Origin of the sequence: Fibrella arboris, assembly GCF_041321095.1 — a bacterium.
GTDB classification, from domain to species: domain Bacteria; phylum Bacteroidota; class Bacteroidia; order Cytophagales; family Spirosomataceae; genus Fibrella; species Fibrella arboris.
In genome coordinates, this window is record NZ_JBGGWE010000005.1 from 253,474 (window position 1) to 269,719 (window position 16,246).

The window sequence follows — 16,246 nt, forward strand, 5'->3', positions numbered from 1 at the left end:
TCCGCCGCAACAGGCGAAGCCTAATAAGCAGTCTGCGTAACAGTAGCCGTGTTATGGCTGCCATTTTGCCCAAATCGCAGCGTATTGCCATCGCCCTGCTGGCTCAACGTAAATGTGTTGCCTATTCCCTGTTGCACCGCACCCAGGTAGCGAATACGTACCCGCACATCGGGGTCCACTGTCAGGTTGGTGAGCGTATTGCTGTTACCCGTCTGCTGTATGGTGGCTTCATTACCAATGCCAGCCTGCGAAAAAACCGCACTATTCCGGGCTCCGGTTTGCGTCAGGTTGCCCCGATTATCGCTCCCATCGTTGGCCGAAATAGCGCCTCTGTTTCCATCGCCAGCCTGATACAATGAAACCGTGCTTCTATCGGTACTCAGCGCCGCCGCCGAGCCAGTGTTGCCGTCGCCAGCCTGGGTCAGGCCGACCTGGTTTCTGTCGCTGCCATATGCATTGACACTAGCCGTATTGCCATCCCCGTTCTGAAACAGGTTAATTCGGTTATGGGCACTGCGGTAGGCAGTAAACGCCTCGCCTGTATTACCATTTCCAAGTTGCCAGATACCAACCTGATTATCATCACTGTGGTCTGTTGCGTAAGCGTTACCCCGGTTACTATTCCCATTTTGTCGAAGCGCAACCTGGTTGTGATCGCTTCGCAACGTGGTGAAGGCAAATCCTGTATTATCGTCCCCAACCTGTTGCACGGTAGCCTCGTTCAGGTAATGGTCTGCCTGTATAGTGGCGGTGTTTCTGTTGCCGGAAACCCAAATTGTCCCCCGAAGGGTGCTGCCAGTTTGGTTAGCAGATGCGTTGTTATCGGTACCCGATAGCGAGATGGTATTCGTATTGCCAATCCCTTTTTGGGTGGTCACTACCTGGTTGCCAATCCCCGTCTGGTTTAGGGATACGGTATTTGTCTGGGCCTGGGCCACCGAGACGATGACGACCAGCAGGGCAGTGAAGATGGACTTGTTCATGAGTATCAGAAAAAAAGTGTTTTGTAAAAAGCGTTTAATTAGCCGTCTGCATAATGGTAGCTGTGTTGTGACTGCCTGTCTGCCCAAACCGTATCACGTTGCCATCGCCCATTTGACTGACCATCAACGTATTGCCATCACCTCCGGCTTGCCTGGCGCTGGTCCCCAACGAGGCCAGCCCGGTCAGCACGTTAGCGTTGCCCTGTTGTAGAACGGTGGCTGTAGTTGCGTTCCCACCCTGCAGGAGACGGGCCTCATTGCTGCTGCCAAGTTGACTCAGGGTAACTTGGTTTGCGTTTCCGGGCTGTTCGGCCACGGCCTGATTTGCCTCTCCAGTCTGCCTGATCGTTACCTGGTTATACATACCCTGGCCAAAATTGATGCCCCCCATATGGTTCGTTCTGGCAGAGTTGTCATTACCCGTCTGGCTGATGGTCACCTGGTTGAATGAACTGTACTGAATGTTGGCCTGGCTGACATTATCGGTACCCATCTGGCTGATGGTCACCTGGTTGTCATGGCTGTTGTAAGGCGTCGACTGTCCATCATAGCCCGACGCTCTGACGGTACTCAGGTTGTTGTAGCCTGTCTGCGAAACCGACACCTGGTTATTCCCTCCCCATCTTGACTCTACCTGCGCCGTATTCCTGTTTCCACTCTGATACAGAGTATACTGGTTGTTCGATGAGCCAAAACTGTTTGTAGAGGCCCGGTTGTCATCCCCAATCTGTGTCAGCGATGCTTCTGTCCCCGACGCGACAAGCGTGCCTACGTTCCGATTACCAGTGACCACTACCGCCGCTGTATTGTCGCCCGCCTGACTTAGAGAAACCGTATTGTTAGTGCCTGACACCGTTACTGATCCCGCGTTTCCCCGCCCACCCTGAGTAACCTGACTGCTGTTGCCATCACCTGACTGCCCAAGCGACAGCGTGTTGGATTGCGCATGAGCGCTGCAGATAGTGGCGGCTGCCACCAATGCTGAAATAAGCTTTTTCATGATCGATACGTGGTAAAGATGAACTGATTATGCGTGTCTCTCTTCCGTATATCGCACTTGCTTGGTTCAGGTTATCAACGCTGAGAAAAGACCAGGAACGATAACCTTTTCCCGAACCAGCGATTCATAAACGGGCCCACGTCAAGTCTGTACCAGGGGCAACGTACCTGAAGCATTGCATTTGGGCGATCAAATTATTACCTATGCCCTACCAGTACTGTAAAACCAGACAGGATGACCGCCACCACCGATAACCCTTGCCTCAACATTGAACAGAACAGCATCGCATTTTACGAGGCGCTCCTGGCCAACTATGAGCAGGCCTGGGAATGCCTGTACATCAGTGTCTTTCGGAGTTTTATTCCGTATGCCCGGCAGCGCAGTTCCATCTCGTTCGACGATGCCCTCGACATGTTGCAGGATGGCATGGCCGAATTCGCGCTTAAGCTGAAGAATGGTAAATACGTTTTTCAGGGGAAGCCCATTGCGGCCTATGTGTTCACTGTCTGCCGCAATCAGTGGGTGAGTTTCCTGCGAAAGAACCACATACAGAAGATCGACTTTATAGTGGGCGACGAGGCTGATACGCTGGCTGACGAGGCTGACGCGCCGCCAGCCACCTTTACGCCTGATTTACAGCCCGACACCTGGCGAAGCAGTGAACGTACCCAGCCTTTGGCAGATAACGAGTCACTTTGGGACAGCAACGACGTAGACTGGAAGGCAGTTAGCCGGGCCTTTGCCGAGGTAGGCCACGATTGCCAGGCCATGTTGCACTGCTTCTACGTAGAAGAAAAAACGCTGGCTGAGTGCGGAGCCAGAATTGGCCTGCAGGAAAACTCCGCTAAAGTGAAGCGGTTCCGATGCGCCCAGCGCATGAAGACCCTTTACCTACAGTATAAACTAAACGATTGATGGAGCTCTCCGACGAACTTCTGGAACAGATTGGCGCCTACCTGTCGGGACGGTTAACGACCGACGAGACGGCACGCTTTGCTGCCCGTTTAGCCCAGGACCCGGCCTTACAACAGGAAGTGGCTCTCCAGCGCGAGCTTAAAGACGGCATCTCATTGCTGGTTCAAAAAGACCGCTTCAAACAAATGCACGCTGACCTTGACCGGCGTGGGCTACTACCCGGCCATACCCACCAGGCCGACCAGCTACCAGGCAGTCAACCGGCTGGACCGGAACCGAATGTTGTTCCATGGCCTGCCCGTCGCGCAACGGTTCGGTATGGCTGGGCAGGGTGGGTTATGGCCGCATCGGTTATCCTGGCGGCTGGTGTAGGCTGGCTTGTTTATACCAGTCAGCGCGAGAAAAAAGCGGAGCTGGCTCAGAATGAACGGGTGTTCAACGCTTTTTTTTCTGTCACGCTCAAGCCTGTCCCTCCCCTTCCAGCCGACCCCGATCGGTTGGCTGCCTCACCGGAAAATAGCCGGTCGGCACTGGACTCAACACGATTACAGACAGCCATCCAGGGCTTACCGCGCGCTACCCTTCAACCCGTTATCACCGCGCTCAGAGCTCAGTCGACCAGTAGGTCGGGGCATTGGTCTGCCAGTGCGCAATGGTACCTGGCGTTGGCCTATCTGAAGGCGAACCAACGTACCCAGGCCCAGCCACTTTTAGAGACAATAGCCAGGCTCAATGGACACCCTTACCAGCAGGAAGCGCGTTTGCTACTCAGCCAGTTACCGCCTTCCTCAACCACCCATTAACCATGAAGACCGTAGGGCTCACTAGTCTTCTGCTTTGGCTGCTGGTGGCTTCGGTGCTGGCTCAACCCGCGCCTGCCCCTGGCCTACTGTTCAACGATGAGGCATACGCACAGGTGTCTTATCAAGATATTCTGAGCAAAGAGCCGCTGCCAGGTCGGGTTTCATTCGAGTCATTATGTCCGCCCGTGCAGGCGCAGGGAGCGTATGGGACCTGTGTGGGCTTCGCCTGCGGCTACTACCTACGCACCATACTGGAAGCTAAAGCCAGGCGGGTGAAAACCAGAAGGGACATCGGCAAGCTGGCCTTTTCACCCAGTTACCTGTACGAAAAGGCCAAGGCCGATGGAGATTATGCCTGTTCAGAAGGCGTCTATCTATCCAAAGTGTTTACTGTTCTCAAAGATATTGGCAGTGTGCCATTCAATCGGTTTCCGTACCCAGCCTGTGGGCAGCAGACCAAGGCCGTTGATGCGCTGGCCGCCCGCTACCGTATTCGCGGCTATGCGCGGTTATTCAACGTGCAGGATAGCGAGCTTAAAAAAGTCATTAACTTAAAGAAAGCACTAGCTGAAGGCGCCCCAGTGGTAGTGGGAATGGTAATTCCGCCTTCGTTCTATAGGGCTGGCCGGAGCTGGAAACCAACCCCCGCCGACAATCCACAGGATAAACAACTGCCGGGCCACGCCCTTTGCCTAATCGGATACGACGATAACCGGCTTGGGGGCGCTTTTCGGGTAGTGAATAGCTTCGGAAAGGCCTGGGCCGATGGTGGTTTCTGCTGGATCGGCTACCAGGATATGGTCCGTTTTACGCGCTATGGCTACGTAGTGAAGTAATCAGTGGGCCGCCTGGGTGGCAATCTGGATCTGGTCTTCAATCGCGTTAGTCCCGTCCTCTGCGCAGGTAATGGCCTTCATCATTTCCGAAATGGAGCCTACCAGTATCGTGTATCCGTTTTCAGAACGGGCATAAAACGTTGCATTGGGCGTCACTGCCAACGGACAAAAGGGCGCGTCGGCGGCATAGGCCAGCAGGTATTCCATGCCAAAGGGAGCAGCACAGATGAACGATACGCCGGGAACCAAGCGGACGTATTGATTCTCCTGGCCGGGCTTAATCTCGACGTCGTTTTCGAGCAGGGTTTTTGTGCCATCGGCCAATACATAGACTAGACGCACATGGCAGGGCCGGTTCACCTTCGCTTCCACGATAAGCCGACTCCCTTCCAGATATACAACCCCTGCTCGACCCTTATCGGTCCGAATTGTCAGGCTCAAGGCTGCCTTTGGCAACATCGACGGCCCTTTTTGGGCATCCGCAACGTACCCGGCGACCGTGTCCGGTCGTACTTCCTGAATTGCCGCCCGCTTATACTGTTTACCGTAGGTAGTTACCTCCGACAGGCGCTCGATGAGGTTAAGTTGTTGAATCCGATCGGCTGTCGAATAGAGCCGCTGTAAGAACGTTTCGATGGATTGTTCACCGATCAACGTCGAGTTAACGTAGGTGGCTATACGCGCCTGCTTCGTAAAGTAACTGGTCAGCCGGTTCAAAACCGCCAGCCGTTGCCCCGCTGGGCGTGTCTTATCGTTTAGCTCGTTCAGGTCACGGTTGATCAGATCGAAGCTGATGGCAGGCTGCGTTGGCATCCTATCAGCCATGTGCACTTCGTAAATAGATTGTCTCGTCCGCGTAGCCTGATGCCGGGTCAATCTGGTCTGTGTATCCCGCAGCAGCATTTCCCAATTCGCCTGATGGTTATACTGACTGGCCAGCTCCAGCGCTTCGTCGAACGAGCGCGTGTAAAAGCTTCCAGAATCGGGATGGGCATAGGCTTGCTGCGGCGGCTGGCTGCTGGCGATAAGCACATCCCCTTTCACGTTCAGAAAAAGTGTCCGGTACGCTTCATTCAGCGAATCGTTGGCTACCGTCAGCCCCCTGGGCATAAGCGTTTTATGGATCATGCCCCGCATATTCCCGACCAATTGGTTACAGCAGTCGCCCAGGGTGATACATAACCGGGCTTTCTTAGCTTTCAGTAGCTGATGAACCGCTACCAGAGCAGGATTTTGCTGGCTAATCGCAGCGTTTTTGTTAAGCAGCATGACCGGAAAGCGGCCCGCCCGCCGCCTGGCGTTATACCCATGCCCCGTATAGTACAGAAAGATAATATCGGTTGAGGCGGGTGCCAGGTTTCCGATTGCCTCATAGAGTCCTTTAGCGCTAAAGTTGGCCCCCTCAATAACTTGCTCGCTTAGTTTATACTGAATAGCAGCAGCTATCTGAACAAACTGCCGATGCATGGTTTCAATGTCCCGCTTGCAGGCCGTGTACAGCAGCGGATCTTCGGTATCAGCTACCAGAACAGCGTGGATGGTCTGTGCCCTGCCGGTATGCGTCAGTAAACCAAACCAAAAGGCGAAGCCAATGCAGGTCATTATGTTCAGGGAAGCGGGCGGCCTAGGCATGTCAGTTCACGTTGAACATGAACTTCCCTCTCAGCCGCCCCTCCAGGTAAGGGGGCTGTTTAAAACCCCGGTCTTCAAGTCCCCGATCAATACGGTCGACTAACTCGAAAATATCAATGTTCGGCTGGTTCATGTGCTTTAACAGCTCGCTGGTAAACAGGCCGTTTTCGCCATCTCCATCATACGATTGCTTACCTGGTTCAGTCGCAAAGACGATCATGGTACCCACAGCCGGCTGAACCGGGGCAAATACCGGTTCACCACTCCCCCGCCGCCAGGATCGGTACGGATTATTTCGGCACGCATCCCAAAAGACAATGTTGGTCCCTCTGGCATTGGCGTAGGTCATCCGGGCTACGATCTGGCGTAACGGATAACACTCAAACTCCACATCAGGCTCGGCTTTGGGGTCAGCATCTACCGGTTGAACATAATTTTCGCCTCCGACCATAAGTCCATGACCGGCATAATAAAAGAGGCCTACGGTATGAGCACCCAACTCCGTCATGAATGCATCGAACGTACGCTTCAGCTCGCGCAACGGCAGGTTTTCTTTGTAGATAACAGCAAAGCCCAATGCCGCCAACTGTTGCTTCACGGCTTTACCGTCATTGGTTGGGTTTCTGAGCGGATACCTGGTATAACTGCCGTTGGCAATAACCAGCGCCAGCCGTTTCTGTACCGACGGCCCGGGCGGGGTCACGGCCAGCTGAGCTGAATCGGGCTGGCAGATAATGATCCTTGGCTCAGACGTACTGCTCCCGATAGCGTTGGTGACCTTCACATAAATTTCATTGGCCCCCGCCACCAATGGAATTGTCTCCGAATAGTCGATTCCCCCCTCCCGCTTGAATCCGCGCGTTTCCCGATTCAACTCAATGCCATTGCGAATGAACAGTAGCCGGGTCATGGCATCGACCGACTGTACCCGCACTTTCACCGAAACGGTAAGCCCGTGCTCGATCACCTGCTTTGCCAGTGGAACCTGCCAATTGATGATTGGTGCTGTAAGCGGCTCCTTTTTGAGTGACACCCAGTCACTACGGGCCGAACTGACCGTTGGCGGCTGGGCTGCCAGCGGCACAACCACCAGCAGGTAAAATACCAGAAGCACTACCTTATTTTTCATAAACGTACCTGATTAGAATGTAAGCTGAACACCCACAGTCGGTGTGTTGCCAACGTACCTGATAGCAACCTGTTGCCGGGCCGCCTGCTTTTGCTTCTCGTTGTTTCGCCCCTTCAGAAACGTGTATGTCACATCGGTCAATAACAACGCCAAGGCGGTCCAGGAGGCTACCAGATAGTGGTGATGCAATCGGTTAGCCTCCGTATAATCAACCTTGTTTAGCTGACTGGTATACAGCTCATAGTGGTGATCAGACTGGCTTCTGCACACCAGGCCATACACCCAAATCCCTACATAAGCGCCTGTTATCAAAGGCCTTATCCCTATTTTTCGGTTAGGCTGTACGAAGATGGTCCCTACTCCTGGCGCCACGGCAGACAGTAGCGCATTGGCCGGGCCACCCCCAATGGTAACGGGCAACGCCAATGGCACGGGTTGGCTAACAAGCACAGTTACCCGAATGGCATCCTCCATCGTTAATCCATCAAGCCGGTAATCCCAGTAAACTGTTTTGTTTTTACCCGGCTCCACCGCCGTGCCCACGTCTCCAGTCACGGTACGGGCGTTCAACAACCCTCGATTCCGGCTTTCGATCTGCACATATACCGAATCACGGCTGATTATTCCGCTTACATCATACTGTATCTTCACCCGGTTGGTATCCAGGTCAACCCGAATATTGGCAACCGTAACGTTTTTTTTCACCAAAGCCTGCCCAACCGCCCTGCTCTGGCATAGGCACATTGCCACCACAGCAGCAACTCGAAGCGGAAAAAAAACTGACGGGCTCATTGTTTATAGAGTGCACTGATTTCTGCCTGTGTGAGTCCCCGGTTGTAGATGCGGATCTCGTCCATCAACCCGTCGAAATAATTCTCGTCGTCACTGGTGTGGGCGCCAAAACGCAGGTTACCGCCCGAACACCGGTCAATCGGGTTGGTGGTCAGTTCTCTCTGCGCCATCTTCAGTTCGCCGTTGATATACAGTTTGAGTGTTTGTCCTGCAAAAACGCTGACAAAGTGATACCACTGATTCAAGTCAAAAGTGGGGGCGTAATAAATCAGTCTGTTCTTAACGGGTTCTTCCCTGCTACAGGTGCCGTCATTGTTCACATCGACACTTATCTCGCAGCAGGCAGTAGCCGTATTGGGTGGTTTCGGCTTACTGATAAATGCGCTGTACTGCTGATTGATGTGATCCGAAAAGTTGTCTTTGTTGTAAATATGTCTGGTGGTCGTTGTGATGTCCACCACCTGATCTGCCTTTAACCAGACACTGATCGAGATGGAGTCGGGCCGTAGTTTCGTATTATCGGGGATCTCAAAATAATCGTCGGCTCCATCGAGTTGCAGCGCCGCCTGCGCTGATCCGCTGCGATCTGGCCCGTAGGTGGCTCCGTTTATCAGTTGGCCAGTCAAGCTGTTTCCGCTCATATCCAGTGTATTTCCGTTCAATGGATAGTAAGCGATCAAGCCATTAGTGAGGCTGTCAGTCCCCACCGGCAGGTCCCATTTTTCGCAACTGCTGGCAAAAGCAAGACTGAGCAGAACAACGTACAGGCGTAGTCGTCGTGTATTTAGTGTCAACCTTTTCATTGCAGCCCATTTAGCTTACTCAGACATCTCCTTACTCTACTTTAGTCTAACCATCTCTTTTAGTAAAACTACTTAGACGGCTCGGTTAGCGCAATACCGGCCGCTCAATATTTACAGACAGGCCCGATTTTTAAAGCGTATCAACAGGTACATCTGCTTTGGCCGGCCCTGCAATGATAAACCGCTATACCGCTTACGGCTGCGGCTGATTGACCAGTTTTTCCCGATCCTGGTTGCGCGGGTGGCAACTTCGGCCTGACTTACTTACCGGGGTAAGTTGTACAACTAATTTCACCTGTGATGCCGCTTACTCGGACGCCGCCGACTCAACTGCCAATCCGGCCACGTACCTGGCCACCAACCTGCTCCTGCTGGCGGGCGAGAACAAGTCTACCCTAAGCGCGGGCATCTGCTTACGGGCCACAAGTGGACTTTGGTACAATTCTTGAGAAGTATGATAGTTTTAAAAAAATTAATACTGAGCATTTATTCTACTAGTCAAGTGTGCTATAATTTTTTAGCTATTTTTTCTATAATAAAAAATTTGCCAAAGTATCATCTCTATTACATACAATTAATAATCAGGCTGTTACCGAACAAATAGTATACTGATTTAAAATAATCATAAATACACTGACTTCGTTCACTACCGCTTATTCCACCAAAATGGCGCCAGGATTGCGTAGGCTGATCGCATAAATACCTATCTAGCTGCGAAACCATCTGGTCATGAGAAATTCCTACCGGGCATTGTCCTGTATACCCGCCAATCATCTGCGTGCAGGCTGGTATATAGTATTATTAATAGGGCTTCTACCCTTTGTTACCCAGGCACAAACCATTACGGGCACCGTATATAGAGATTTCAACGCCGATGGTGCCTATGCAGCCATACCAGCCTCGGGTACGTACGCCTATGGTGAACCTGGCCTGGCCGGGATCGTTGTCACTGCCTATAGTTTGAACTCGGCTACAGCACCTATTTCGGCAACGACCAGCGCCCTGGGTACGTATACCCTCACAGTTGGGGCCACAACTCAGTTCAGGGTCGAGTTCACTAATCTACCAACTGGCTATTACGACTCGTTTAAAGGTGCCAATAGCAGTACATCGGTTCAGTTCGTCAATGGCGGCTCAACCGGCGTCAATCTGGGCGTGAATCTACCCGAAAACTATTGCCAGACCAACCCACAGCTGGTCATTCCCTGCTACGAAAATGGAAGTGGAGCAGGCAATACAAATCCGGTTGTCGTTTCATTGGATTATACGGACACAGGTTCAGGCTCGAATGTGTACCCGACCAATGTGAATGCCGATAAAGTAGGTTCGACCTGGGGCGTTGCCTACGATAGGCAACGGAAATTCACGTACCTGAGCGCATTCCTGAAACGGCAGTCTGGTTTAGGCGACCGTGGCCTCGACGGGATCTACGCAGTCGATTACACAGGCGCCACGCCTACGCTGGCGGGTGGGTTTGACCTAGAAGGCGTAATCCCATCTAATGGGGGGGCGGCCATCTCCTTCGGCAGCGTGACCCGTACACTCATTGCAACAGGCAGTGGCACGGGCGTCAACGATTTGTCAGCCGATCGCACAAAAGCTTCACGAGATGAAGATGCCTACGCTAAAGTCGGCAAGGTCGGGTACGGCGATATTGATATTGATCAGGCTACCAACACACTATGGGCCGTCAACCTGTTCGAACGATCATTGGTAGCGATCGATATTTCTACGGCACTCTACGGAACGGCAGTACCTAACACCGTACCTGCGGCTAAAGTGAAGCGTTATTTCATCAATGGAACAACCTCGCCCTCGATCACGGGGATTCCTGCCTGTCCGAGTGGTACAATGCGGCCTTTCGCCCTGGGCTTCCGGAATGGTGTTGGTTATGTAGGTATGGTTTGTGACGGTTCAGCCCTGACAACTCCCGACATGACGGTCAACCAACTGGCCCACGTCCTATCGTTCGATCCACAAAACCCAACGGCCTTCACGCAAGTGACCAGTGTGCCCCTCAATTACGCACGTGAGCAGGGCTGGGTCCCCTTTTCTCCCACATCGACTTTCGACGCCCTGGAGTCTGACAAATGGCAGCGGTGGATCGACGTTTACACCGACCCAACTACGTTTGGCGGTAGTGTGAACGCGGCTGCTCAGGACTTCAAAACTGGTATTAACGGCACCTTCGTAGGGGCTCCACAGCCCATGCTGTCAGACATCGAATTTCTGCCCAATGGGAGTCTGGCTTTAGGTTTTATAGATCGTTTTGCCCATCAGCAGGGCTGGGCAAATTTTGTACCTGGCTCTTCAACACAGTTGCGTAGCGCCGTTAGTCAGGGCGATGTGCTGCTGGCTTCGTTTACCGGGTCCGGGTACGTGTTTGAAGGCCCCACGGAGAATGACAACTTTACCACCCCACCCGTTGCCGCCAATGCACAGGCAGGTCAGCTGCTCAATGATGGACCTTCCGGTGCCGGCGAGTTTTTCTACCAGGACTATTATATTGGTTCCGATGCGACTCACCCCGAAACAGCGCTGGGCGGTTTAGCCCTGTTGCCCGGCTCGAACGAACTCACCGCCATATCCTTTGACCCGGCGGCTTTCAACGCGATGGGTGTCCGCTGGCTGAATACGACCACTGGCTACCAAAGCCGGGTGTATACCATCATCGCCAACACGAACATCGCTAACTTCGGTAAAGGCGCGGCGTTGGGCGATGTAGAAATCCTTTGCAACCTGTCGCCAATCGAGATTGGCAACCGGGTCTGGATCGACACCGATAATGATGGCGTCCAGGACCCCGGCGAACCCGCTTTGGCAGGGGTCGTGGTCACCCTCAAAGGACCAGGCCTGCCTACCGCCGGGGTCAACGTCACCACCAACGCCAACGGAGAATACTACTTCTCCAACGCTACAGCCGCCAATGCCACCGGCTTTGTCTACAGCCTCACCGGCCTCACAGCAGGCGCCAGCTACTCGCTCAGCTTCCCCACCAGCGCCAGCGCAGGGACCTACCTGCTGAGCAGCAAACCCAACGCGGCAACGGGCACCAACAGCGATGCCATCGATACCGACCCCACCAGCGCGGGCAGCATCAGCTTCACCCTGGGCGCGGCAGGCGAAAACAACTTCACCTATGATGCCGCTTATTTCCAGCCCGCTGCCCTGGGCGACTATGCCTTCATCGATGCCAACAAAGACGGCATCCAGAACGCCGGGGATACGCCCCTGCCCGGCGTGACAGTGACGCTATACCAAAATGGGTCTGCCGTAGCCACCACCACCACCAACGCCTCCGGCCTCTACTCCTTCACGGGTCTGGCCCCCGGTACGGCCAACAGTTACGTGGTAGGCTTCACAGCGCCAGTTGGTTATACCGCCACCATCAGTAATGTAGGCTCCGACACGGCTGATTCGGACGTCAGTCCAAGCACGGGCAAAACCCAGTCGGTGACCCTGGCGCCGGGCGAAAACAACCCCACCCTAGACGCGGGCTTCTACCTGTTGCCCGCTTCGCTGGGCGACTACGTGTTCGTGGATGCCAACAAAGACGGCATCCAGAATACGGGCGACACGCCCATTGCCGGGGTGCGGGTGAGCTTGTATCGAAACGGCAGTGCGGTGGCCTCCACGACCACCGATGCCAATGGCCTGTATTCCTTCACGGGGCTGACGCCCGGTACGGCCAACAGCTATGTGGTGGGCTTCACCGCCCCGGCGGGCTACACGGCCACCATCAGCAACGTGGGCTCGGATACGGCGGACTCGGATGCCGATCCCCTCACCGGCCGTACCCAGAGTGTCACCCTGGCGCCGGGCGAGCACAACCCCACCCTGGACGCGGGTTTCTATCTACCCACTGCAGGCCTGGGTGACTATGTCTTTATCGACAACAACGCGAATGGGCAGCAGGATGCCGGGGATTCGCCCCTACCCGGTGTAGTGGTTACCCTGATGAGCAATGGCACAGTGGTGGCCACGACCACCACCAGCGCCTCCGGCCTCTACTCGTTCACCGGACTTACCCCTGGTAAACCCTACAGTGTCAGCTTCACCGCCCCGGCAGGCTATTCGGCTACCGCACAGAACACGGGCAACGATGCCACCGATTCGGACGGCAACCCCGCCACGGGCCTGACGGGTGTCTACTCCCTGAGCGTCGATGAGTTCAACCCCACCATCGACATGGGCTTCTACCGGCCGGCTTCCCTGGGAGACTATGTCTTCGAGGACAAGAACAGAAACGGCCAGCAGGATGCCGGGGACCTGCCCATTGCGGGTGTGGTGGTGACCCTGGTGAGTAATGGCACGGTAGTAACCACCACCCTGACCAATGCCAGCGGCCTCTACAGTTTCACAGGCCTCACCCCGGGGATTCCCTATTCGGTGAGCTTCACTAGCCCGGCGGGCTACTCGGCCACCAGCCCTAACACGGGCAGTGATGCCACTGATTCGGACCCCGTGGGTGGGGTAACCGCTCCGGTCACCCTGACCAGCGGCGAAAACAACCCCACCCTGGATGCGGGCTTCTACCAGCCCACGGCCAGCCTGGGCAACTTCGTCTTCGAGGATGTCAACAAAGACGGCCTTCAGGACGGGGGTGACCTGCCCATTCCAGGAGCCCTTGTTACGCTCTTGCAAAGTGGCACGGTAGCGGGTACCACCCTGACCGACGCTAATGGACTGTACAGTTTCACAGGCCTCACACCGGGCATTCCCTATTCGGTGAGCTTCACCACCCCGACAGGCTTCTCGACCACGTCGAGTCCGAATGTGGGCAGCAACGATGCCATCGACTCCGACCCTGTGGGCGGGGTAACCGCTCCGGTCACGCTGACCAGCGGGGAGAACAACACCACTCTGGATGCAGGGTTCGTTCGGCCAATCATGCCTGCCTCGCTGGGCGACTACACCTTCATCGATGCCAATAAGAACGGCATTCAGGATGCGGCCGATGCACCCCTGCCAGGGGTGGTCGTGACCCTCTACCAGAACGGGTCGGCCGTGGCCACGACCACCACCAACGCCAGTGGTCTCTACAGCTTTACGGGCCTGGCCCCCGGTACGGCCAACAGCTATGTGGTGGGCTTCACCGCCCCGGCGGGCTACACGGCCACCATCAGCAACGTGGGCTCGGATACGGCGGACTCGGACGCCAATCCCCTCACCGGCCGTACCCAGAGTGTCACCCTGGCGCCGGGCGAAAACAACCCCACCCTGGACGCGGGTTTCTATCTGCCTACAGCAGGCCTGGGCGACTATGTCTTCGAGGATAAAAATGCCAACGGCATTCAGGATGCAGGCGACCTACCCATCCCCGGCGTTAAGGTCACCCTCTACACCAGCGGCACATCCATAGCCACCACCCTAACCGATGCCAACGGCCTTTACTCCTTCACTGGCCTCACCCCGGGTACTGCCTACACGGTAGGCTTCGGCAAACCAGCGGGCTACGTACCCACCCTGGCCAACGTGGGCAACGATGCACTGGACTCGGATGCCAACACAGTAACTGGCCTGACGGGGCCCTACAGCCTGAGTGTCGATGAGTTCAACCCTACCGTGGATGCAGGCTTCTACCGCCCCGCCTCCCTGGGGGACTATGTGTTCAACGACAACAACCGCGATGGCATCCAGAACGTCGGCGACACGCCAATCCCAGGAGTGACCGTGGTGCTCTACCAGAACGGCACGCCAGTGGCTACCACCACTACCGATGCCAATGGCGTGTATTCGTTCACTGGCCTCACCCCCGGAACGGCCAATACCTACAGTGTGGGCTTCACCCAGCCAGCCGGGTTCGTACCCACCTTGGCCAACGTGGGCTTCGACGGAGTGGACTCGGACGCTGACCCCATTACCGGACGCACCGCCGGTCTGACGCTGAGCTCGGGGGAGAGCAACACCTCGGTGGATGCGGGCTTCTACCAGCCCACGGCCAGCCTGGGCAACTTCGTCTTCGAGGATGTTAACAAAGACGGCCTTCAGGACGGGGGTGACCTGCCCATTCCAGGAGCCCTTGTTACGCTCTTGCAAAGTGGCACGGTAGCAGGTACCACCCTGACCGACGTCAATGGCCTCTACAGTTTCACGGGCCTCACACCGGGGATTCCCTATTCGGTGAGCTTCACTACGCCGACAGGCTTCTCGACGACCACGACAGCCAACGTGGGTAGCAACGATGCGATTGATTCGGACCCCGTGGGGGGCGTCACCGCTCCGGTCACCCTGACGGCGGGGGAGAACAACCCCACCCTGGATGCGGGCTTTGTGCGGGCAGTGACCCCAGCCGTCACCTACGCCCTTTCTAAAACGGTAGACAAGAGCCGTATTGCCAAAGGTAGTATCGTCACTTACACCGTCTCGCTAACCAACACCTCGGTGACCTCGGCAACCAACGTAGTGGTGACCGATACCTTCAGCACTACAGGGGTAAGTGTAGTGGGGTCAGCAACGGCCTCCTCAGGTACGTTCGTTCCCTCAGCGACGGGGGGCCTCTGGACGATTCCTACCCTGGCCGGAGGAGCCGTAGCGACTCTCCGTTTTCAGGCTCTGGTGAACACGGAAGGCCTGGTTTATAACGTAGCTACCGCCCCGGGCGGAACCAGCACTACCGCTACAGCCTGTCTGACAGTGCCCTTCCATGTCTGCGAAGGAATCCCCTTTGAGTTTGAAATCTCGGGACCCACCAGCTACGGCACTTACCAGTGGAGTCGCAATGGGGTGCCTATAGCGGGAGCCACTTCGGCCAGCCTGAGCGTGACAGCTATCGGTGAATATACGCTGGCAACCACCAACTCAGCGGGTTGCCCCGACGGCTCGTGCTGCCCCTTCGTGATCGTTGCCGATCCGGCACCCAGCCTCACGGCCACAGCCCTAGCCGCTAGCTGCACCGGCTCGACCCCCGCCAACAACGCCCAGCTCACCCTGATGGGTAGCTCGACCAACGCCGTGAGCTACAACGTCAGCCTGGGCAGCAGCTTCACGGCCAGCCCCCCGCTGTTCGCCACTGACCAACCCCTGGCAGGTCTGACCCCAGGCAGCGTCCTGCTGGCCAATCAGCCCAACCCGCTTTCGGCCCCCGGTACAACCTATACCATACGGGTCTATTCGGCGGAAGGCTGCTTCAGCGATGTGGTCGTGGTGATCCCTCCCGCTCAGTGCCAGTGCCCACCGGTCAAATGCGCGCCATTCGTAGTCAGGAAGGTCGCTCGCCGGTAGGATACACGATCACTAGTATAGAGTTAGCTTGGGCCAGCCCTGTAGAGGGCTGGCCCACCTTTTTCAGGTTATAGCCCACCAAGGCAATCGAGCGCTTGCGCTTATTGAGTAATTGGTACAATTATTGTT

General features: G+C 55.6%; 10 protein-coding genes. 4 read left to right on the forward strand and 6 right to left on the reverse strand.

Going from position 1 to position 16,246, the window contains the following annotated elements:
* Positions 1-20: 20 nt before the first annotated feature.
* Positions 21-983, reverse strand: a complete 963-nt coding sequence (locus ACAW75_RS10935; protein WP_370728754.1) for a hypothetical protein — start codon at positions 981-983, stop codon at positions 21-23.
* Between the two features lie 34 nt (positions 984-1,017).
* Positions 1,018-1,983 (reverse strand): hypothetical protein, encoded by a 966-nt coding sequence (locus ACAW75_RS10940; RefSeq protein ID WP_370728755.1) that lies wholly within the window; start codon positions 1,981-1,983, stop codon positions 1,018-1,020.
* Positions 1,984-2,217: 234 nt separating this feature from the next.
* On the opposite strand from ACAW75_RS10940, the gene ACAW75_RS10945 reads away from it, so the two are divergent.
* The 3 genes from ACAW75_RS10945 to ACAW75_RS10955 are packed head-to-tail and all read left to right on the forward strand — an operon-like array spanning position 2,218 to position 4,537.
* Complete coding sequence (locus tag ACAW75_RS10945) at positions 2,218-2,898, forward strand: RNA polymerase sigma factor (protein WP_370728756.1); 681 nt, start codon at positions 2,218-2,220, stop codon at positions 2,896-2,898.
* Positions 2,898-3,701: an anti-sigma factor gene (locus ACAW75_RS10950; RefSeq protein ID WP_370728757.1), complete on the forward strand. Its 804-nt coding sequence runs from the start codon at positions 2,898-2,900 to the stop codon at positions 3,699-3,701. Before ACAW75_RS10945 ends, ACAW75_RS10950 begins: the two co-directional genes overlap by 1 nt.
* A 2-nt stretch (positions 3,702-3,703) precedes the next feature.
* Positions 3,704-4,537: a C1 family peptidase gene (locus ACAW75_RS10955; RefSeq protein WP_370728758.1), complete on the forward strand. Its 834-nt coding sequence runs from the start codon at positions 3,704-3,706 to the stop codon at positions 4,535-4,537.
* Here ACAW75_RS10955 and ACAW75_RS10960 read toward each other — a convergent pair whose 3' ends face one another.
* The 4 genes from ACAW75_RS10960 to ACAW75_RS10975 are packed head-to-tail and all read right to left on the reverse strand — an operon-like array spanning position 4,538 to position 8,893.
* Complete coding sequence (locus ACAW75_RS10960) at positions 4,538-6,169, reverse strand: caspase family protein (RefSeq protein ID WP_370728759.1); 1,632 nt, start codon at positions 6,167-6,169, stop codon at positions 4,538-4,540. It lies immediately after the preceding gene.
* Between the two features lies 1 nt (position 6,170).
* Positions 6,171-7,298 carry a caspase family protein gene (locus ACAW75_RS10965; RefSeq protein ID WP_370728760.1) on the reverse strand — a complete coding sequence of 376 codons (1,128 nt, stop codon included), beginning with the start codon at positions 7,296-7,298 and terminating at the stop codon, positions 6,171-6,173.
* 12 nt (positions 7,299-7,310) lie between these two features.
* On the reverse strand, positions 7,311-8,090 hold the full coding sequence (locus tag ACAW75_RS10970; RefSeq protein WP_370728972.1) for a hypothetical protein: 780 nt from the start codon (positions 8,088-8,090) through the stop codon (positions 7,311-7,313).
* On the reverse strand, positions 8,087-8,893 hold the full coding sequence (locus ACAW75_RS10975) for a LamG domain-containing protein (RefSeq protein ID WP_370728761.1): 807 nt from the start codon (positions 8,891-8,893) through the stop codon (positions 8,087-8,089). The genes ACAW75_RS10970 and ACAW75_RS10975 overlap by 4 nt, the downstream gene beginning before the upstream one ends.
* Before the next feature lie 729 nt (positions 8,894-9,622).
* On the opposite strand from ACAW75_RS10975, the gene ACAW75_RS10980 reads away from it, so the two are divergent.
* Positions 9,623-16,117: an SdrD B-like domain-containing protein gene (locus tag ACAW75_RS10980; protein ID WP_370728762.1), complete on the forward strand. Its 6,495-nt coding sequence runs from the start codon at positions 9,623-9,625 to the stop codon at positions 16,115-16,117.
* Positions 16,118-16,246 lie beyond the last annotated feature (129 nt).